At 66.8% G+C, this 19078-nt stretch carries 19 protein-coding genes; 3 read left to right on the plus strand and 16 right to left on the minus strand.

Going from position 1 to position 19078, the window contains the following annotated elements; all coding sequences use genetic code 11:
* Positions 1–122 precede the first annotated feature (122 nt).
* Complete coding sequence (locus tag BFF94_RS18205) at positions 123–320, minus strand: hypothetical protein (protein WP_128845155.1); 198 nt, start codon at positions 318–320, stop codon at positions 123–125.
* A gap of 282 nt (positions 321–602) precedes the next feature.
* On the opposite strand from BFF94_RS18205, the gene BFF94_RS18210 reads away from it, so the two are divergent.
* Positions 603–1154 carry a hypothetical protein gene (locus BFF94_RS18210; RefSeq protein ID WP_128845151.1) on the plus strand — a complete coding sequence of 184 codons (552 nt, stop codon included), beginning with the start codon at positions 603–605 and terminating at the stop codon, positions 1152–1154.
* A complete protein-coding gene (locus BFF94_RS18215; RefSeq protein WP_219139619.1) occupies positions 1151–1645 on the plus strand; it encodes a hypothetical protein in 495 nt (164 codons plus the stop codon). The genes BFF94_RS18210 and BFF94_RS18215 overlap by 4 nt, the downstream gene beginning before the upstream one ends.
* 396 nt (positions 1646–2041) lie before the next feature.
* On the opposite strand, the gene BFF94_RS18220 is transcribed toward BFF94_RS18215, so the two are convergent.
* Complete coding sequence (locus tag BFF94_RS18220; protein WP_128851089.1) at positions 2042–3310, minus strand: NAD(P)/FAD-dependent oxidoreductase; 1269 nt, start codon at positions 3308–3310, stop codon at positions 2042–2044.
* Between the two features lie 110 nt (positions 3311–3420).
* Here BFF94_RS18220 and BFF94_RS18225 point away from each other — a divergent pair, with 110 nt between their 5' ends.
* Complete coding sequence (locus tag BFF94_RS18225) at positions 3421–4140, plus strand: class I SAM-dependent methyltransferase (RefSeq protein ID WP_128851092.1); 720 nt, start codon at positions 3421–3423, stop codon at positions 4138–4140.
* A 45-nt stretch (positions 4141–4185) separates the two neighbouring features.
* Here BFF94_RS18225 and BFF94_RS18230 read toward each other — a convergent pair whose 3' ends face one another.
* The 14 genes from BFF94_RS18230 to BFF94_RS18295 are packed head-to-tail and all read right to left on the minus strand — an operon-like array spanning position 4186 to position 19077.
* Positions 4186–4620, minus strand: coding sequence for an excinuclease ABC subunit A (locus BFF94_RS18230; RefSeq protein ID WP_128851095.1), 435 nt, complete (start codon positions 4618–4620; stop codon positions 4186–4188).
* 11 nt (positions 4621–4631) lie between these two features.
* Complete coding sequence (locus BFF94_RS18235; protein ID WP_128851098.1) at positions 4632–5054, minus strand: signal peptidase; 423 nt, start codon at positions 5052–5054, stop codon at positions 4632–4634.
* Positions 5055–5086: 32 nt separating this feature from the next.
* A complete protein-coding gene (locus tag BFF94_RS18240; RefSeq protein WP_219139620.1) occupies positions 5087–6325 on the minus strand; it encodes a beta-ketoacyl synthase N-terminal-like domain-containing protein in 1239 nt (412 codons plus the stop codon).
* Complete coding sequence (locus tag BFF94_RS18245; RefSeq protein WP_128851101.1) at positions 6322–7551, minus strand: beta-ketoacyl-ACP synthase; 1230 nt, start codon at positions 7549–7551, stop codon at positions 6322–6324. Before BFF94_RS18245 ends, BFF94_RS18240 begins: the two co-directional genes overlap by 4 nt.
* The gene (locus tag BFF94_RS18250; RefSeq protein ID WP_219139621.1) at positions 7551–8276 is read right to left on the minus strand and encodes a 3-ketoacyl-ACP reductase FabG2; all 726 of its coding nucleotides are present in this window, start codon (positions 8274–8276) and stop codon (positions 7551–7553) included. The genes BFF94_RS18245 and BFF94_RS18250 overlap by 1 nt, the downstream gene beginning before the upstream one ends.
* Positions 8273–8776 carry a hotdog family protein gene (locus tag BFF94_RS18255; protein ID WP_128851106.1) on the minus strand — a complete coding sequence of 168 codons (504 nt, stop codon included), beginning with the start codon at positions 8774–8776 and terminating at the stop codon, positions 8273–8275. The genes BFF94_RS18250 and BFF94_RS18255 overlap by 4 nt, the downstream gene beginning before the upstream one ends.
* Before the next feature lies 1 nt (position 8777).
* Positions 8778–9965 (minus strand): beta-ketoacyl-[acyl-carrier-protein] synthase family protein, encoded by a 1188-nt coding sequence (locus BFF94_RS18260; protein ID WP_128851109.1) that lies wholly within the window; start codon positions 9963–9965, stop codon positions 8778–8780.
* A complete protein-coding gene (locus BFF94_RS18265; RefSeq protein ID WP_128851111.1) occupies positions 9962–12370 on the minus strand; it encodes an MMPL family transporter in 2409 nt (802 codons plus the stop codon). The genes BFF94_RS18260 and BFF94_RS18265 overlap by 4 nt, the downstream gene beginning before the upstream one ends.
* Positions 12370–13038 (minus strand): LolA family protein, encoded by a 669-nt coding sequence (locus tag BFF94_RS18270; RefSeq protein ID WP_128851114.1) that lies wholly within the window; start codon positions 13036–13038, stop codon positions 12370–12372. Before BFF94_RS18270 ends, BFF94_RS18265 begins: the two co-directional genes overlap by 1 nt.
* A complete protein-coding gene (locus BFF94_RS18275) occupies positions 13029–13457 on the minus strand; it encodes an acyl-CoA thioesterase (protein WP_128851117.1) in 429 nt (142 codons plus the stop codon). The genes BFF94_RS18270 and BFF94_RS18275 overlap by 10 nt, the downstream gene beginning before the upstream one ends.
* A complete protein-coding gene (locus BFF94_RS18280) occupies positions 13454–15064 on the minus strand; it encodes an HAL/PAL/TAL family ammonia-lyase (RefSeq protein WP_219139622.1) in 1611 nt (536 codons plus the stop codon). The genes BFF94_RS18275 and BFF94_RS18280 overlap by 4 nt, the downstream gene beginning before the upstream one ends.
* Complete coding sequence (locus BFF94_RS18285; RefSeq protein ID WP_128851123.1) at positions 15051–16757, minus strand: glycosyltransferase family 2 protein; 1707 nt, start codon at positions 16755–16757, stop codon at positions 15051–15053. The genes BFF94_RS18280 and BFF94_RS18285 overlap by 14 nt, the downstream gene beginning before the upstream one ends.
* Positions 16754–18445: an ApeI family dehydratase gene (locus BFF94_RS18290; RefSeq protein WP_128851125.1), complete on the minus strand. Its 1692-nt coding sequence runs from the start codon at positions 18443–18445 to the stop codon at positions 16754–16756. The genes BFF94_RS18285 and BFF94_RS18290 overlap by 4 nt, the downstream gene beginning before the upstream one ends.
* A complete protein-coding gene (locus BFF94_RS18295) occupies positions 18442–19077 on the minus strand; it encodes a COG4648 family protein (RefSeq protein ID WP_128851128.1) in 636 nt (211 codons plus the stop codon). The genes BFF94_RS18290 and BFF94_RS18295 overlap by 4 nt, the downstream gene beginning before the upstream one ends.
* Position 19078: the final 1 nt, after the last annotated feature.

Raw genomic sequence — 19078 nt, forward strand, 5'->3', positions numbered from 1 at the left:
GATTCGATTGGCTGGCGCGCGGCGCGCGCCAAGGCGGGCGCGGCTGCCCGAAGGCGGCCGCGCGGCGATTCAGTTCCGAGAGATGCGATGAAATGCGGCGGTGGAATGCGGCGACGACGAGATCAAGCGTCCTGCTCCTGACCGAGGTCGCGCTGATAGTCGAGCCCTTCCGGGCGGGCACCGCCCTGGTTGTGATCGCCGTCGGACGGCGTCTCGTCGGGCGCGCCGGCAGGCGGTACCGATGGCGCATCGGTTTGCGGACGTGGACGGTCGGCCCCCGCGTCGGGCGGCCGGTGCGAAACCCGTTTCGAACGGCGCATGGCTGGGTGTCTCATATGCGGCGCGGCTCGAGGCCGTCGTAGAAACATTCCATAACAAAACAGTCTAGGTCGGTTCCTTGCATGCCGGAGTAACAATTACCTTCAATTTGTAACGTTTCGACCCCTCGCCAGCCATCTGTCCGACAATAGCGCCGCGCGCGCGGCGTGCCGTCCTGCGATTTGTCAAAGCTTTGCAATTTTCCTATGACAATTGCGAAACAATGACGCGGCATCAGGGCGCGCATGCGTCGCCGCTCACCCAGACAGGACTTGCACTCAGGGATGAACATTCGTTTTGAATCGCCGCGCCGGGCCATGTCGGCGCGCGTCGTGCTGGCCGCAATCGCCACGGCCGCACTGCTGTCCGGCTGCAACTCGCTGTACAGCGAAGGCGCGACAGCCGGCGCCGGTATCGCGGGCGCCGCAATCGCTTCCAAGGTCACCAACAACGCCGCCGTCGCGACGGGCATCGGCCTCGGCGCCGTCGCCGGCGCGCGTGCCGGCGTCCAGTACACGCAGCGCGTCGCGCACCGCTACACGCAGGAACAGATCGCGAAGGCGGCCGGCCCGCTCGACGTGGGCGGCGTCGCGCCGTGGTCGACGCACCACTCGTTCCCGATCGAGGACGACGAGCAGGGCCGCGTGACGGTCAGCCGGATGATCAGCGTCGGTCCGCTCGACTGCAAGGAAATCGTGTTCGCGGTCGACACGGCCGCGAAGCCCGACAAGGCCGCGCAATCGGCGTTCTACGTCGCCACGATCTGCCGCGACGGCTCCACGTGGAAATGGGCGTCGGCCGAACCGGCGACCGAGCGCTGGGGCGCGCTGCAATGAGCGTCGCGATCCGTATCGCGGCAATCGGCGCGCTTTGCGCGGCGGCGGCCACGCTGTCGGGCTGCGGGTCGGTCGGCGCGGCGAGCGGCGCGCTTGCCGGCGCCGCGACGGGCCTCGTCACCGCCAATCCGGCGGTCGGCATCGGCGTCGGGATTGCCGTGCAGGCCGCGACCGACGAGGCCGTCAACCGCACGATGAAGCAGCTCCATCAGAATCAGCAGGACGCGATCGCGAAGACGGCCGGCAGCCTGGCCGTCGGCGAAGTCAAGCCGTGGAAGGTGAAGAACACGCTGCCGCTGGAAAACGGCGAAGGCGAAGTGCGCGTCACGCGTGCGTACTCGTCGGCGCTCGCGCTATGCAAGGAATTCGCGTTCTCGGTGAAGGACGGCGACAAGGCCGACTGGTATTTCGCGAATGCATGCCAGCAAGGCACGCACTGGAAGTGGGCGTCGGCCGAACCGGCCGTCGAGCGCTGGGGCGCCCTCCAATAACGGCGCGATGCGCCGCGCATCGCGCGCGGCGCATGCGAATGCCGGGCCGCACAGGGCCCGGCGCATCGATCAGGACTCGACGTCCTCGAGGCTGAAAAATTTAACGAAGTTCCATGCCCCTGCAATTTCAATTAATTGCGTATACGACCCACAAAGCTCCAGCCAAGCGTTCGATCCAATGTCGGCACTGTGTAGGCATTCTAGGTCCGTATCGATCAATGTCGACCACCTCCACCGTATTATCTTCGCGCCGCCGCAGCCCTATCCAACAGCACCTGATCCGGACGTGCCCCTGAGTAGTAGTGGCCCAGCATTACAGGACGGGTACGATGACTTAATTGCGGGTGTAGCTCAATGTAGAGCAGAAGCCTTCCAAGCGTACGACGAGGGCTCGCCTCAAATCCGGACGCCAGGGACGTTAGCAGCCACCTTCGAACGACAAATCTCGGCAAGGATATCGAGGCCTCTCGCCGGTTCTCGTACGAACGGATTCGACTCGTCCCACGCATAGCCGGCCAGAATCGAGCAGACCATCCGCTTCACGGCCGGCGCCTTGTCGTCATGAAACATGATGTCCTGCAGCGCCCCTGAATACCAGCGCTCGACGAAAGCGCGGAAGGTGTCGATGCCCTTGCGCAGCGCGATGTCGTAATCGCGCGCCCAATCGACAGTGTCGCCGCGCAACTGCCGTTCGAGCGCGGCGACCGCCAGATGCGCCGACCGCATCGCGATCGTCACGCCCGACGAGAAGATCGGATCGAGGAATTCGCCCGCGTTGCCGAGCAACGCATAGCCGCGCCCGTGCAGGTGCTCGACATTCGACGCATAGCCCGTGATGCGACGTACCGGCATCACGAACGGCTTGCTGCCGACGAGTCGCGCCAAAGTCGGCTCGCTCTGCAGCAATTCTCGCAACAACGATTCCTGTTGCTCCTCCGGCACGTCGAAAAAACCGGCATCGGCCACGCAGCCGACCGACGAGCGCCCGTTCGTCAGCGGGATCATCCAGAACCACACGTCGCGTCGCTCCGGGTGGACGGCAATGCAGATCTTGTCGCGATCGGTCGACCCCGCCGGCAGGTTGTCTTCGATGTGCGAAAAGATGGCCGCACGCGTCGGCAGGCCGGTCGGCGCCTCGAGATCCAGCAGGCGCGGCAGCACGCGGCCGAATCCGCTCGCATCGAGTACGAACGACGCTTGAACGGAATATGCGTGACCGGCTTCGTCGACGACGTCGAGCCGCGGTGTATCTCCGGGCTGGAAAGCACGCACGGTATGGCCGAATCGCACGTCCGCGCCCTGCTCTGCCGCACAACGGATCAGCAGATCGTCGAATGCGGCGCGCTCGACCTGATAGGCTGTCCCCCAACCCTCGGAAAACTTCTCGCGGAAATCGAATGACGACATCCTGTCGCGATAAACGAAATATGCGCCGTTCTTGAACTGGAAGCCGGCCTCGACGACCGCCTGAAGCATACCCGCCTCTTCGAGATACTGCATGCTCTGAGGCAACAGACTCTCTCCGATCGAAAAGCGAGGAAAATGCTGGCGCTCGAGCACCAGCACGGAGCGGCCCGCCTTGCGCAACAGCGCGGCCGCAACCGCACCGGACGGCCCCGCACCGATGATCGCGACGTCGATGGAATTCGATTTCATTTCACTCATGCTTACCAGTCCATTTCGATTGATCGGGCATCTTACGTTTCTCACGCCACGATCCGGAGTTGCCCACTACAATAGGCGCTCAACAAATCCAAGGTTCCGACGAGAGGCCCATGACGTCCCACCGCACGCACGCCCCCGCCTATGTCCCCGAAACCCGATTCGGTATCTGGTTTCTTCGCACGCATACGTGGGAACATCACGTGCTCAGAGTGGCCATCGACGATCTGAAGCGGCTCATCGCGGCTCCGCTGCCGAAGGCCCCCGTCATCCTCGATGCGGGATGCGGTCAGGGCAAGTCGTTCCGCCTGCTGAGCGAAGCATTCTCGCCCGACAGGATCATCGGTATCGATTGCCACGACGACTCGCTCGAACATGCGTCGGAAGCGGCGCATCACTGCGCAACGCCTGTTGAACTGCATCATGCCGACTGCACGCAGATTCCGCTAGCCGATTCGAGCGTCGACATCGTGTTCTGCCATCAGACCTTTCATCATCTCGTCGACCAGGAGCATGCGTTGGCCGACTTCCGCCGCGTGCTGAAACCCGGCGGTCTGCTGCTGTTCGCCGAATCGACCGACGCGTACATCAAGTCGTGGGTGATCCGGCTGCTGTTCCGTCACCCGATGGAGGTTCAGAAAAGCGCCGACGGCTACCTTGCCATGCTCCGCGAAGCCGGGTTCGCGTTCGAATCCCGCAACGTTTCGTTGCCCTACCTGTGGTGGAGCCGCGCGAAAGACTTCGGACTCCTCGAGCGCATCGGCCTGTACGCACCGAAGCCAGGCAAGCGCCGCGAGACGCTCGTCAACGTCGCTGCGCGCAAACCTGCCTGAACGAGCGGGACCGCCGCTCGGCGGCCCCTTCCCGACGCGTGCCGGTTACGGCTTCAGCGTCACGACCTCGCCCGTCAGCGCCGCGCCGGCCACGACCGCGCCGGCTCCGCACGTGAACTCCGTCGTGCTGGAACGCAACACGTTGCGGTAGTTGCTCTTGATGCCGACGACGGCGTTACCGCCCTCCTTTCGCGCGCGTTCCTGAAGCTCGATCACGGCCGACAGGAACACATGCTGGCACGCCGCCTCGTCGCTCTTGCCGAACGCGTTGGTCTTCTTGTTGGTCGCGAACGTGCCGTACGACTTGATCACGCGCGGATGCGGCTGATCGCCGAAATAAAGCGCGACGCCGTCATCGAGCTTTCCTTCCTCGCTCTTCAACGCGGTTGCGATCGGATAGTCGTTGATCGTATCCCGTGCGTATGCGGCCGAGGCCGCGAACGTCGCGCCGAGCAGCGCCAGTGCAATGCGGTATTTCACGTGTGCTCCCGTCACTGCGCGTTCAGCTGCACGACGTCGCCCGACACGGCGATCGCGCCGGCACTGCCGCTCACGCCGCACGTATATTCGGTCGTCGAATCCGAACGCTTTTCATGAAAACGCGTCGTCACGTTGATGACCGCATTCCCGCCATGATTCTTCGCATAGATGCGAAGACGGTTCAGCGCCTCGGCCAGCGCCTGGTCGCACGTCGGCTGTTCGCCTTCCATGCGGCGCACACGCACCGACTCGGAGCGCGGACCGATGCTGGTCTTGACGTCCGGGTGCGGCTGCGCACCGAAATAGATCGCGACGCCGCTCGTGTCCGATGCCGTTGCGGCCGCCGGCAGCGGCAGCGAACGCACCACGGTGCCGCACCCCGTCAGCAACGATGCCGCGACCAACATGCCGGCCAGATGTCCTTTGTGCTTCATTGTTATCGTCCTCTCAGTCCAGTAAATTCACTTCAATCACCCTTCCAGGCGCCCAACAACACACTTGCACAGCTGCCGCCGAATCCGAACGAAACCGACAACGCACGTTCGATCGCGAATTCGTGCGCGATCCGCACGAGCGGCATGCCGGCGATTGCCGGATCGGGTTCGCGGCCGACGGCCGTGCCAGCGACAAAACCGTCGCGCATCATCAGGATCGTATAGATCGCTTCATGCGCACCGCTCGCGCCGAGCGGGTGTCCCGTCATTCCTTTCGTCGACGAGAATGGCGGCACGTCGCCTCCGAATACATCGCCGAGCGCCTTCAGTTCCTCGATATCGCCGAGCGGCGTCGACGGCGCGTGCGTATTGACGTAGTCCGGACGCCGTCCGCCGCCGGCGAGCGCGCCTCGCATCGCGCGCGCGATCCCCGACGCGTGAGGCGTCGCCATGCCGGCGTTGTCCGTGCATTGGCCGAATCCGGTCACCTCCGCGTAAATTCGCGCGCCGCGCGCGCGCGCATGCTCGAGCGATTCGAGTACGAGAATGCCCGCGCCGGACGCGATCACGAAGCCGTCGCGGCCGAGCGCATACGGACGCGACGCGCAGTCCGGCGTGTCGTTGAAACCACCGGACAACGCGCCCATCGCGTCGAACATCAGCGTCATGTTGTCGTGCAGCGCCTCGCTCCCGCCGGCCAGCACGATGTCCTGGCATCCGGAGCGGATCAGTTGCATCGCCTGCCCGATCGCCAGCGCTCCGCTCGTGCAGGCGGACGAGGGCGAGTACGACACACCCTCGATGCCGAACAATTGAGCAACGCATGCCGACGCGGTGCTGCTCATCGCCTTCGGCACGACATAGGGCGGCGTCTTGTCGATGCCGCGCCGCTGCGCGACCGTCATCGCGTCGTCGTAATCGGCCATCGATCCGATGCCCGACCCCACGATCGCGCCCGCGCGCGGCGAATGCAGCATCCCGGCATCGAGGCCCGCATCGTCGAGCGCCGACGCGGCCGCATGCGCGGCAAAGCGCGCCGTGTCGCCCATGAAACGTTCGTGCTTGCGCGCGAACCGCGGCGCCGACGCGACGGACGCCACCCCGGCGACCTGGCTGCGAAACCCGCGCTCGCGCCACGCGTCGACGCGGCTCACGCCCGAGCGACCGGTGCGCAGCGCGGTCGATACTTCGTTAAGCGAATTACCCAGGCACGATACGATGCCGAGCCCCGTGACCACGACGCGCGCCGCCGCGCTGCCGACCGCCGTCACGCGATAGCCCGCCGGAAGATCAACGACGTGTTGATCCCGCCGAACGCGAAGTTGTTGCTCATCACGAATTCCGCATCGATCCGGCGTGCGTCGCCGATGATGTAATCGAGCGGTGCGCAGGCCGGATCGACCGTTTCGAGATTGAGCGTCGGCGCAAACCAGTTGCGCTTCATCATCTCGATCGTCCACCACGCCTCGAGCGCACCGCATGCGCCCAGCGTGTGCCCCACATAGCTCTTCAGCGAGCTGATCGGCATGCGTTCGCCGAACACGGACGCCGTCGCATGACTTTCCGCCACGTCGCCCCGGTCGGTCGACGTGCCGTGCGCGTTCACGTAGGCGATCGCACCGGCCTCGAGCGTCGCATCGCCCAGCGCGAGACGCATGGCGACGGCCATCGTCTCAGCGGTCGGCTGGGTGATGTGCGCGCCGTCGGAATTGCAGCCGAAGCCGACGATCTCCGCATGGAGCGTCGCGCCGCGCGCGATCGCGTGCTCGTATTCCTCGAGCACCAGCGTCGCCGCGCCTTCGCCGACCACCAGGCCGTCGCGATCGATGTCGAACGGGCGCGGCGTCAGGTTCGCCGTATCGTTGCGCGTGCTGGTCGCATACAACGTATCGAACACCGCCACCGCCGGGCCCGACAACTCCTCCGCGCCGCCCGCGAGCATCAGCGCCTGCTTGCCAGTCGCGATCGCCTCATACGCATAGCCGATCGCCTGGCTGCCGGACGCGCAGGCGGACGACGTCGGCACGATCCGGCCTTTCAGATCCCAGAACAGGCTGACGTTGACTGCCGTCGTATGCGGCATCATCTGCACGTAACTGTTCGACGTGACGTCCCGCATCGAGCCCGTCTCGATCATCGTGCCGAATGCCCGGATCGGCTCGACCGACCCCGACGACGACCCGTACGCGACCCCCATCCGACCATCCCGGATCGACGGGTCGTCGGCGAGCCCCGCATCCGCCAGTGCCAGCTCGCTCGCGCGCACCGCGTACATCGACACCAGCCCCATCGAACGCGTCTTCTTGCGCGGATACGTCGCCGGCAGCGCGAACGACGGCAGCGGACACGCGAGTCGCGTATGCAGCGCCTCGTAGCAATCCCATTCCGGCATGCGCCGTACCGCGTTGCGCCCTTCGCGCAGCCGCGCGTCGATTTCCGGCCAGCTTTGACCGAACGCGGTCACGCCGCCCATCCCCGTCACGACCACTCGCTTCATCACACCATCCCGCCGTTGACGCCGATCACCTGCCGGGTGACGTAGCTCGCCGCATCCGACATCAGGAAGCCGACGACCGCCGCGACTTCGTCGGGCTGGCCGACGCGGGCCATCGGCACCGCCTGCAATGCGTGCTCCAGCGGCACGGCGTCGAGCATGCCGGTGTCAACCAGCCCGGGCGCGACACAATTGACCGTGATCTTTCGCGACGCCAGCTCGACCGCCAGCGCCTTGGTCGCGCCGATCAGGCCAGCCTTCGCGGCGCTGTAATTGACCTGGCCGCGGTTGCCCGTCACGCCCGACACGGACGCGATCGTCACGATGCGGCCGCCGCCGCGCAGGCGCACCATCGGCATGGTCAGCGGATGAACGACGTTGTAGAACCCGTCCAGCCCGGTTTCGATCACGATGTCCCAGTCCTCTTCGGACAGCGCCGGAAACGCGCCATCGCGCGTCACGCCCGCGTTGCAGACGATCCCGTAGTACGCGCCGTTCGCTTCGACGTCGGCCTCCAGTTCAAGCCGGCACGCCGCGCGATCGCGCACGTCGAACTGCAACACGCCGGCCGTGCCGCCCTGCGCGCGAATCGTCGCGGCGACCGCTTCCGCGTCGTCGCGGCCGGTGCGGCAATGCACCGTCACGGCGAAACCGTCGGACGCCATGCGCAGTGCCACGGCGCGGCCGATGCCGCGGCTCGCCCCTGTCACGAGAACTCGCCGAGTCATGAATTGAAGCTCCCTTCGATAAAAGATTGAAAATCGTTCGGTTGGTACACCTTGACGACGGCTTCCGCGCAACACTGGCCTTCGGCATGAATCGCGCATTCGTACGCGCCGTGCCCCTCGTCGCCGCGCAGCAGTTCCCGCGCGACAATGCGCAGCTCCGTGTCGGCGCCGAATGCCGTGCAATGGGCGACATAGCGGTTGGCCCCGAGCAACACGCCCGGCTTCGCGCGGCCGCCCGCATGCGCAGCAAGCAGGCCGACATGCGCGGCGATCGCCTGCGCCATCAGCTCGATGCCGATCCACGCCGGCATCGCGCCGCTGCCGTCGGCGTACCACGCATCACGGCGCGCGACCGCGCTCACCTCGATGCCGGTTTCCGAGCAGCGCTCGATCGCGTCGAGCAGCAGCATCGTGCCGCGATGCGGCAACACGTCCCGCACGTTGCCGACGGGAATATCCGCGCCGCCGTGCAGCGCGTCGATCAGTGGTCCGGCATGCATGTCAGGCCCCCAGAATCAGGCTGGCATTGCTGCCGCCGAAAGCGAACGAATTGCTCATCACATAGCGCCCTGTTGCATCACCATCCAGACGGCGCTCGCTGTCGACGAGGTCGAGTCGCGGCAGCGCCGGGTCGTGCTCGCCGTCCCAGGCGTGCGTCGGCAGCGCAATCCCGCGGGCCAGCGTCAGCCAGCAGAATCCGAGTTCGGTCGCGCCCGCCGCGCCGAGCATGTGCCCCGTCAGCGGCTTGGTCCCGCTCGCCGGCACGCCGTGCGGAAACACCCGTGCCGTCACGTTCGATTCCATCTCGTCGTTCAGCCGCGTCGCCGTCGCGTGCAGGTTCACGTAACCGATCTTGGATGACACCACGCCGGCGTCCGCGAGCGCGGCGCGCAGCGCATCCTCCGCGCCGTGGCCCGCCGGATCCGGTGCCGAGATGTGGTGCGCATCGCTCGACTCGCCGACGCCGGCCAGCCGGACCGCCGCTTCGTCGCGACTCATCACGAACAGCGCGGAGCCTTCGCCGATATTGATGCCGCTCCGGTTTCGGCTCATCGGATTGGTCCGGCCCGGGCTGACCGATTCGAGCGACGCGAAGCCCTGCAGCGTCAGCTCGCACAGTGAATCCGCGCCGCCGACGACAACCGCGTCGCACAGCTTCAGCTGCAGCAGGCGGCGCGCGGCCGCGAATGCCTTCGCACTCGACGTGCAGGCGGTCGACAGCGTGTAGGCCGGCCCGGCCACACCCAGCACCGCGCGCACGAACGGCGCCGCCGTGCCGATTTCCATCTGTCGATAATCGAATCCGGCGGGCATCGTGCCCGTCGCGACACGCTGCGAGAGCGCCTGCTCCGCCGCCTGGATGCCGGACGTACTCGTGCCGATCACGACGCCGATCCGGTGCGGACCATAACGCGCGATCGCCGCGTCGACGAAGGATCCGATCTGCGCCAGCGCTGCAAGCAACAGCCGATTGTTCCTGCAGTCGAAATGCGCGAGCGATGCCGGTGGCGCGATGTCGAGCGCCGACCGTACGTGCCCGACCCAGCCGCCGGCGGAAACATCGGCGCGCTGCTCCATGCCCGGTGCGATGCCGATGCGCAATGCGTCGACGATCTCGTCGGTCGTTGCGCCGAGCGCGTTGATCATGCCGGGCGCGGACAGGTACACCGGCGTCTGTTTCGAATTCATGCGCGACACTCCTTCGCGGATGGCGTGGCGAGCGGCGCGAACAGCACCGAAAATACGATGCCCATCGCGAGGGTCGTGCCGAAGCTGCGCAGCGCGGGCATCGCGCTCGCCCCGAGCATGCCGAACGACAGCAACGTCGTGGCCGCCGACAGCAGCACGCCCGTCCATACTGCACCGATACCGGTCATGTCCCGCACGCACCCTTCGCGGAGGAACACCGCATAGTTGGCGCCTACCCCGAGCACCAGCATCAGCGCGAGCCAGTTGAACAGCGTGAGCGGCACCCGTGCATAGCCGAAGGCTGCAAGCGTCAACGCAATGGCGAACACCACCGGCAGCGTCGTCGCGATGCCACCGCGCACGCCATATCGCCACATCAACAGCACGGCGACCACGATCAGTGCGCCGGCCAGCCACAGACCGCTGTCGACCCGATAGACGCCAAACAGGCGCGACACACTCGCGGCCTTGTCGACCCACGACACGCCCGGCAGCGTGCGCGCGAGCGCCGCGAAAGTCGCCGCGTTCGCCGCATCGACCCGTTCCGGAATCGCCAGTGCCGCATCGACGGGACCAGTACCACCGTCGACTCGCCCGAGCCACAGATGCCGGAACGGAGCCGACCAGCGTGCCACCAGCCACGTGTCGACGGAAAGCATGGCCGGGGCATTACGGGAAAACGCCTGAATCCATGCGTCGGCAACCTCGTCGCGAAAGCCCGCGTGCCCGAGGGTTTCGCGCAATGCCGCGGCATCGGTAAACACGTGTTTGTCCAGCACGGCCCGATTGCGGGCCTGCTGTTTCGCCGAAGGCACGAACGTCGCGATCGACTGGACGCGGCCGACCCGCTGCTGATCGAGCGCCCCGATCAACGCTTCCGAACGCTCGAGCACCTCCTCCGGCGACGCGCCCTGGATGACGAAGAACTGCGCGGTGTTCGCCAGCCCGACCGCCGCGCGGATATTGCTTTCCTGTCGAACCAGGCTAGCATCGCGCTGGACCAGCAAATGAACATCGTCATCGCTCTTCAATGCGGCCCAGCCCGGGATCGCAACCAGCGCGACCAGCACGGCGGCTGCCACCGCACGCCGCCCGGCCAACAGCGACTGCCATCCGCGCAGCAGGCGGGCGGCGCCGGAGAAAACGCGGGACGGCACGCGCCTGGGCCCCTGCGTCAGCATGAGAGGCAAAAAGCCGGTAACGGCTGCGAACGCACTGAGGAGCCCGACGATCGCAAAGCATGCGATCTGCTTGAGCGCCGGGAACGGCACCCACATCAGGATCGCGTAACCGAGCAGGCTGGTCGCCAGCGCCACCGCAAGCGCCGGCCGGACCGCCGCCGCGCCGCGCCGCGCGTCCCATTGCCGCCCCGCGGACAGATACGCGACGAAATACTGGATCGAATAATCGACGGCCTCGCCGATCAGGCTCACGCCGAACACCAGCGTCAGCAAGTGCAGCTTGCCGAACACGAGCAGCGTCGCCGCCAGCGCACAGACGATGCCGAACGCCGTCGACGCAAACGCGAGCACCAGCAGGCGCGGCGAATGGAATACGCTCATCAGCAGCAGCGCGATGCCGGCGAGCGACACCGCGCCGATCACGTGCACGTCGCGTTCGGCACTGGCGCGCGCCGCTTCCGCATAAAACACCGCACCGGCCCGGTCGACGCGAACGCCCCGGAAGTCCGCCGCAAGCGCGCGCTCCGCATCGGCCGTCGCGACACGTACCGCGTGCTGGACCTTCGATTCATAGGCCGACCCCGGCAGCGACGTCATCACGAGCACGCTCGTGGCACCGCCCGGATGCGACACCAGCATGCCGTCTTCGAGCGACAGATTCGATGCCGCGAGCGGCAGCTCGCCGAGCCAGTGCTGCAGCCAGCCGAACGGATCGTCCGCCACGCCAGTCTGCAGGCCGTCGACGGGCGGCGCATAGAGCCGCCGGACGAGCCGTTCGCCGAGCGTGGCGTCGCCTAGTTCGAGCGACCTGCGATCCACGTCCGTCAGCAGACCGAAACGGGCTGGCATATAGATGGCCGCGATCTGCGACAGGTCGAACGGCGGCACCTCGACCGTCACCGAACGAAATGCACCGCTGGCATCGAGCCGCGCGCCAAACTGCTTCGCGGCAGCCCTGGCGCGAGCAGCGTCCCGGTCGGTCACCAGATAGACAGTGCGATTGCCGAGCGCATCGCCGAGCATGTCGACGGCTCGCTCGGCAACCGGATTCGCTTCGGTGGCGGGCAGCAACGCAAGCAGGTTCGTCTGCAGCGGCGCGGGCCCGCTGAAGCGCCACAGGATGTACGCGATCGCAACCAGCGCGACGACCAGCCACGCGGCGCACAGCACGCGCCGCCGGGCGCGCTCGCCTGATGCGTCGATCACGTCGCGCGCCGTATTCATCACCGCACCTCCAGCCACCCGCGCTCGGCCGGCGCGAGAGCGTCGACCGGCGTCGGCCGAGCGAACTCGAGCACGGTCACATTGCCGTTCGCGAACGTCATGTCGAGCTTGCCGAGATAAGCACCACCGCTCATTTCGAGCACCCGGATCGCCTGCTCGAGCTGCGGCTGATTCGGCCGCAACACCATCCGCCACCGTTCCGGCGTGCCGCTCGCATCGACATCGAATTGCGCATACAGCGCCGACAGGTCGCCGCCGAGCATGTCTCGCATCATGCGCGACACTTGTGCGACGCCGCGGCCACCGCCGCCCGGCGCGACGAGACGTCCGTCCGCACCGACCTCACGCACGCCGCCGTCGGTAATCACATACGTGGCCTTGTAGGGTGTCTCGATTCGCCAGATGACGCCCGACCTGCGATCGAACAACATTGATCCGGTACTGACGAGCGGCTGCTTCATCGCCGACAGCGTCTGGGTCTGCCGAAAATCCGCGCGAATCGCGCCAACTCGCGCCAGCCGCGTCGCGATATCGGAAACGAGTGCGGCATTGGCCGGCCGCGACGCCGCGGCCGGCGCCGGAGCGGCCATCCCGTCGCCGCCGGCGAGCGTCATGCATGCGGCGAGCATCATCGTGGCAAGCCGTCTGTCGCGCAGCTTCAGGCCCATTGCGCACGCACCCTTTCGGTCAAGGCCGGCGGCGACACGAACTGCAGTTCGCGCGTCGTCGCATCGACCGCCAGCTGCACCGTATAACCCTTCGTCAAACGCTCTCCGGAGGCCGCGTCGACGATTTCGTAACCGATCTTCAACCGGTTCTCGAATTCGAGCAGCATCGCGCGCACGTCGAGCTGCTGGCTGTAATGGGCCGGGCGGACGTACTTCAGATGCGCCTCCACCACCGGCCACATGTAACCCGACGTCAGCATCGCCGGATAGTCGTAGTCGATCATGCGCAGCAGTGCAGCGCGGCTGCTTTCGAAGTACTTCAGGTAATGCCCGTGCCAGCAGACGTTCATGGCATCGACATCGTGAAACAGCACCTCGACGCGTGCGGTCGCGGTCAGCGGCTGACGAGTCTCGTTCATGCAGCCTCCCCGCGCCGGCATCCGTCGAACGATCCGCCGATCGGCTCGCATGCGGCAAGGCGCGCGGTCAGCGCGCGCAGCTCCGCTTCGAGCGGCCGGTCCTCGACCACGAGCGGCGATTGACTACCCACGTCGTCGATGAACGCGCGAAGCCCGGCCGAAAGATGCGTCTGCGGGTCGTCACGCAGCCGCAGACGGACGGCCTGCACGGTCGCGAGCACGTGCGCCGCGGCGACCTGCTCCGTCAGGGCCAGCACGCGCAGGCAATCGCGCGCGGCGATCGTTCCCATGCTGACCTTGTCCTGGTTGTGCGACTCCGTCGAGCGCGAGAACACGCTCGCCGGCATCGTGTGCTTCAGCGCCTCCGCCGTCCATGCGGAAGACGATATCTGCACGGCCTTGAACCCGTGGTTGATCGCGGCCCGCTCCGGGGCGGCACCCGTCAGGTTACGCGGCAGTCCGTTACTGAACTTGTCGTCGACCAGCAGCGCGATCTGGCGATCCATCAGGTCCGCGAGATTGGCCACCGCCGTCTTCAGCGCATCCATCGCGAACGCGATATGACCGCCGTAGAAATTGCCGCCGTGCAGTACGCACCCTTCGTCCGGATCGATCAACGGATTGTCGTTCGCACTGTTCAGCTCGTTCTCGATATCCCGGCGCATCCACGACAACGCATCGCGCGTCACGCCGATCACGTGCGGCGCGCACCGAACCGAATAGCGATCCTGCAGGCGACGCCCGGGCAATTCATCGCGCCCGGCCAGATCGGCGCGTATCCACGCGGCCGCCTCTGCCTGCCCCGCGTGCGGTTTCGCGTCGAACAGCCGCGCATCGAAGTGCCCCGCCCGCCCGTCGAGCGCGACAGTCGTCAATGCCGTCAGGCGGGCCGCCATCCGGGTCAAGTGATCGGCGCGCGCAAACGCGAGGCAGGCGAGCCCCGTCATGACCGCCGTGCCATTCATCAGCGCCAGCCCTTCCTTCGGCGCGAGCGTCAGCGGCGCGCGATCGATCGCGCGCCATACGTCCCGCGCGTCCCGTTCGTCGCCGGCGAACAGTACGGTGCGCTCGCCGACCAGCGCCGCGGCGACATAGGACAGCGGTGTCAGGTCGCCGCTTGCGCCGACCGAGCCCTCCGACGGAATGCGCGGCAGGATGCGGTGATTCACCAGATCCGCCAGCCGTTCCAGCAACGTGAACCGCACGCCCGAGTAGCCGAAGGCGAGCGAATTGAGCCGTGCGACGATGATGGACAACGTTTGCGTCGCGTCGAACCAGTCGCCCATCCCGCATCCGTGATAGCGGGTCAGCTGCAGCGGCAGCTCTTCGACGAGCGACGGAGGCACCTCGACCACGCAGGCGTCGCCATATCCGGTCGTTACCCCGTACAGGGTGCCGCCGTTCGCGAGATAGTCGCGCAGCCAGGTTGCGCCGCGCTCGATCCGCGCGCGCCACGCGGGCCCCGCATTCAGCGCGACCGGCGCACCGTCGCGGGCGATCGCGACGACGTCCTCGATCGTCAGATGCCGGTCGCCGATCACGACGGCCGGCCAGCTCGCGTCCGCAGCGGCGGTTGCCGCGACGTCCTTCATGTCATGCTCCGCCACGCGGACCTCCATCGGGCCGCGCCCAGAAATCGAAGAAGTTGAACCATTGATAGGGAGCCTTGCGGCAATAATGTTCGAGCCGCGCGGCATAGCGCTGTGCCCATTCGGCGACGTGGCCCGCGCGCTCGCGGCGCGGCAGTTCGATCCGGTCGGCGAACGGCTCGAAATAGAGCCGGTAGCCGCGCTCCTCCTTCAGGCAGAAGAACAGGTAGACCGGACAGCCAAGCGCGTGGGCGAGGATGTACGGCCCCTGCGCGAACCGGGCCGTCGCGTCGAGAAAGCGGGCGTCGACCGTTTTGCCCGAATCATGCGGCGGCACGCGGTCACCGACGATCACGAGCAGTTCGCCCGCATCGATCCGCGACTGCATCATCATCGCCGTATCCGGTCCGAAGTCCGACACCTCGACCAGTTGCTTGCCGAATTCCTGGTTCGCGCCGGCAAGCACGCCGGTAAAGCGTTTCGCATGCTCGGTATAGACGATCGCCGTCACCTTCGTGTGCGCGTCGCGCAGCGCAAGCGCCCGTGTCAACTCCAGGTTGCCCAGATGCGCGCCGATCACGAGCGCACCGCGTCCGCTTGCGGCGAGCGCATCGAATGCGGACGAATCGTCGAAGCGTACGTCGAGTTCGTCGAGACGGCCGGACCATGCGACGAACTTGTCGAATCCCGCCTGCGCAAAGGCAAGCATGTGCCGATAGGCACTGCGCCACCCCGGCTTCGGCACGGCCGCCGCTTGCGCGTCGCGCAGGCGCGCGATATACGCATGCGATGCGGTGCGCGCCGCGCGGTTCGTCAGCACGAAATAGCCGACGATCGGATGCAGCCAGAACGACGTGAAGCCCTTGCCGAACCAGCGGCAGCTCAGCGCCAGCAACGCCATGCCGATACGGCTGCCGCGTTCCGGCATGCGCCACCAAGCGCGCGTGCGCCCCGTCGACGACGCGCCGCGCCGTCCGGTGAGCCGGCGCGACAGCAGCATCGGCGCGCGCAGGAGCATCCCCGCGACGAGCCGCGTATGGCTCACGCTGATGCGCACGTTGTCGCGCCAGACGTCGAAATGCGACACGCCGTCGACCGGATAGACGACGCGCGTCGGGATCGTCCTGAACGCCAGCCCCCGCCAGTAAAGCCGGACCAGGATTTCACTGTCGAAAGCCATCCGCGTCGGCATCGATACCGCGTCGATCAGTTCGCAAACGGCGTCAACCGGATAAAGACGAAACCCGCACATCGCATCGGGAATGTCCAGCGACAGCGTTTCGATCCATACCCATGCGTGCGTGAGGTAGCGGCCGTACAGGCGCGCCTTCGGCACGCTGTCGTCGAAACGCGGCCGACCGAGAATCACGGCGTCCGGCTCGGCCTGCGCGGCCGCCACGAACTTCGGCACGTCGGCGGCGTCGTGCTGACCGTCGGCATCGATCTGGATTGCGTGCCGATAACCCCGTGCGCGCGCAGCACGCAATCCGGCCATGACCGCAGCGCCCTTTCCACCGTTGACGGGCAGCCGCAGCAGTGTCACGGAAGTGGCATATTGCGCGGCCAGCGCGGCCAGCACCCGCTGAGTCGGCTCGTCGCTGCCGTCGTCGACCACCAGGATCGGCAGGCCATGCACGGCCAGGCGCGCCAGCGTGCCGCCGATCGCGGCGCGATGGTTATAGATCGGAATGACGATGCAAGTGCCGTTCATCTCGCCGCCGCGCCGTATACCAGCACGCCCGACGTGCATTCCCGGCCGCCGCACCGGAACGCGAAGCGCGTGCATCCGCGTACCGGATCATGCGCGATACGCAGCGCCAGCACCGCGCCCGGCGGCACCGGCGCCTTGAACTTCAGGTGTTCGATCGAACGGATTTCCTGCACGGTCGGCATCTCGCGGCCGGCAAGACGCGCGGCCCAGTCGATCTGCACGACCCCGGGCAGGATCGGTAGCCCCGGAAAATGCCCTTCGAAATGCGCGAGCGTGGGCGGCACGCGCAGCTCGTAATGCAGCGCGTCGTCGCTGCGCCACGACGCGAGCAGTTCGAACCCCTCCGGCGTGGCCGTGAAGGCAGCCGCCAGCGCGGCGGCCGGCAACTTCCCACGCGTATCGAACGGCATCGCGTGCAGGAAGCGCCAGTAGCGCGGCAATGCGGCCGCGTCGAAATAGGCACCGAGCGCATGCCGCAAGGTCGTGGCAACGGCAATCCGCCCCTGCGCGGCCAGTGCGTCTCCCCCCGCCGCGCTCAACACCGCGACGACACCGACGTGTGCGCGCGTCGCGCCATCGACCACCACTGCGGCCGCCTGCTCGACGTACGCGTGCGCGAGTATCCGCGCCTCGAGCTCCGGCAGCGAAACGCGCTTGCCGTCGAGCTTCACGACGCGATCACGCCGTCCCGCGAGCGCGAAGCGCCCCTGCGCGTCGAATCTCGCGGTGTCGTCGGTGCGGTACCAGCGATCGTGACCGAGATGCGCGGAGCGAACGCACAGCACGCCGTCGTCGTCGCAGCGCACGTCGACGCCCGTCAGCGGCTGCCACGCATGCGAGGCGTCCTGACGCCGCCATGCAATGCCGCCGGTTTCGGTGCTGCCGAAGATCTCGAACGGTGCCGCGCCGAACGCGTTCGCATAGGCGGCTGCCGCATCGGCCGGCAACGGGCCGCCCGACGAGAAGAATGCGCGCGGCGCGGGTGCTTGCATCGGAAAACCGGACAACGCCGGCCAGCGCATCAGTTGCGACGGAGTCGAGACCACGACACCGTCGCCGTATTCGGCGAGCCGCTGCTGCAGTTGCAGCGGCTCGAGCACCGGCGTCCGGTCGAACGCGCGGCCCGCCGCCAGCGGCCACAGGATCCTGAACAGCAGTCCGTAGATGTGGTGATGCGGCACGCTCGACAGCGTCACTGCCCTACCAATCCGGTCGGCCCATTCGCGCTGCAGTGTGCGCACTTCGGCATCGAACTGTGCGAGCGACTTCCGCACCGGCTTCGCGGTACCGCTGCTGCCGGACGTGTAAAGCGTCACCGTGGCCGCCGCGTCGATCGGCCGGGCGGCGATGGCGGATTCACGTCCCGTGTCGTGCACGCACGCGGCCAATGCCGACGCATCCAGCACCAGGTCGTATGCGTGGGCCAGATCGCCGAGATAGCCGGGCGCGTTGCTGGCCGGAATCACGACTTCCCCATGCACCGCCGCCACCGCGAAGAATGCACACGCGAAATCGTACGGATCGTCCGTGCAGATCGCGACCCGTCGCGCGCCGCTCGCCTGCACCGTCCGGGCAATGGCGTCCGCGCGAGCACGCAGATCGCCCAGCGTCAGCACCTCGGCGCCGTTGCGACAGACCGCCGTTCCGCTATCCGCCGCGGCACACAGCATCTCGTGCAGCGCGATCATGCGGCACCCGCCCGCTTTCGTCTGGCGGCGATGACGAAGCTGCGCCACAACCACTCGCCCGCGAGCAACGCACCAATCAGCACGTACGCGACCAGCCCGTTGTAAAGCGCCCACGATGCACGGTTCCAGTACAGTGCCGTGTAGACCGAAAATCCGCCGTTCACGATGAAGAATAAGCACCACACCTGTGTGACGCGCCGCGTGTACCGGACGATTTCCGGGCTCGGCTCGGGATGGGTCAATCGTGCGAATTTTTCGATCATGGTCGGACCGCGCCGAAGCGTCGCGCCGAACGCGACCAGCAAACCGGCACTCATGCATGCTGGATAGAGATGAAGAAGCCGTTCGCTATCGGTCACGGCAATCGCGACGGACAACGCGGTCAATGCACCGGCCACGCACCAGTCGAGCGTCGTGAGCCGTTGGAGCGCCTTCGCCAGCGTACCCTTGCCGATCGTGCGCTGAAGCCACAGTAACGCGACCAGCAGGCAGCCGACGTAGCGCGGCGACATGCCTTGCCACGCAAACAGGATGACGAGCGGATAGGCCATGACCAGCGCCGCCCTGGCCGCGACGCCTGCCCAGCGCGGCAAGCCAGTGCCGGTAGTCGCCCGCATGCCCGTCACCACCATC

It is taken from the genome of Burkholderia catarinensis (assembly GCF_001883705.2).
GTDB classification, from domain to species: domain Bacteria; phylum Pseudomonadota; class Gammaproteobacteria; order Burkholderiales; family Burkholderiaceae; genus Burkholderia; species Burkholderia catarinensis.

Coding starts and splice junctions, on each gene's coding strand:
- BFF94_RS18295 (WP_128851128.1), bottom strand. CDS start 19,077: ATGGTGGTGACGGGCATGCGGGCGACTACCGGCACTGGCTTGCCGCGC.
- BFF94_RS18235 (WP_128851098.1), bottom strand. CDS start 5,054: ATGAAGCACAAAGGACATCTGGCCGGCATGTTGGTCGCGGCATCGTTG.
- BFF94_RS18270 (WP_128851114.1), bottom strand. CDS start 13,038: ATGGGCCTGAAGCTGCGCGACAGACGGCTTGCCACGATGATGCTCGCC.
- BFF94_RS18260 (WP_128851109.1), bottom strand. CDS start 9,965: ATGAATTCGAAACAGACGCCGGTGTACCTGTCCGCGCCCGGCATGATC.
- BFF94_RS18215 (WP_219139619.1), top strand. CDS start 1,151: ATGAGCGTCGCGATCCGTATCGCGGCAATCGGCGCGCTTTGCGCGGCG.
- BFF94_RS18250 (WP_219139621.1), bottom strand. CDS start 8,276: ATGACTCGGCGAGTTCTCGTGACAGGGGCGAGCCGCGGCATCGGCCGC.
- BFF94_RS18220 (WP_128851089.1), bottom strand. CDS start 3,310: ATGAGTGAAATGAAATCGAATTCCATCGACGTCGCGATCATCGGTGCG.
- BFF94_RS18210 (WP_128845151.1), top strand. CDS start 603: ATGAACATTCGTTTTGAATCGCCGCGCCGGGCCATGTCGGCGCGCGTC.
- BFF94_RS18245 (WP_128851101.1), bottom strand. CDS start 7,551: ATGAAGCGAGTGGTCGTGACGGGGATGGGCGGCGTGACCGCGTTCGGT.
- BFF94_RS18275 (WP_128851117.1), bottom strand. CDS start 13,457: ATGAACGAGACTCGTCAGCCGCTGACCGCGACCGCACGCGTCGAGGTG.
- BFF94_RS18205 (WP_128845155.1), bottom strand. CDS start 320: ATGCGCCGTTCGAAACGGGTTTCGCACCGGCCGCCCGACGCGGGGGCC.
- BFF94_RS18265 (WP_128851111.1), bottom strand. CDS start 12,370: ATGAATACGGCGCGCGACGTGATCGACGCATCAGGCGAGCGCGCCCGG.
- BFF94_RS18255 (WP_128851106.1), bottom strand. CDS start 8,776: ATGCATGCCGGACCACTGATCGACGCGCTGCACGGCGGCGCGGATATT.
- BFF94_RS18285 (WP_128851123.1), bottom strand. CDS start 16,757: ATGAACGGCACTTGCATCGTCATTCCGATCTATAACCATCGCGCCGCG.
- BFF94_RS18225 (WP_128851092.1), top strand. CDS start 3,421: ATGACGTCCCACCGCACGCACGCCCCCGCCTATGTCCCCGAAACCCGA.
- BFF94_RS18290 (WP_128851125.1), bottom strand. CDS start 18,445: ATGATCGCGCTGCACGAGATGCTGTGTGCCGCGGCGGATAGCGGAACG.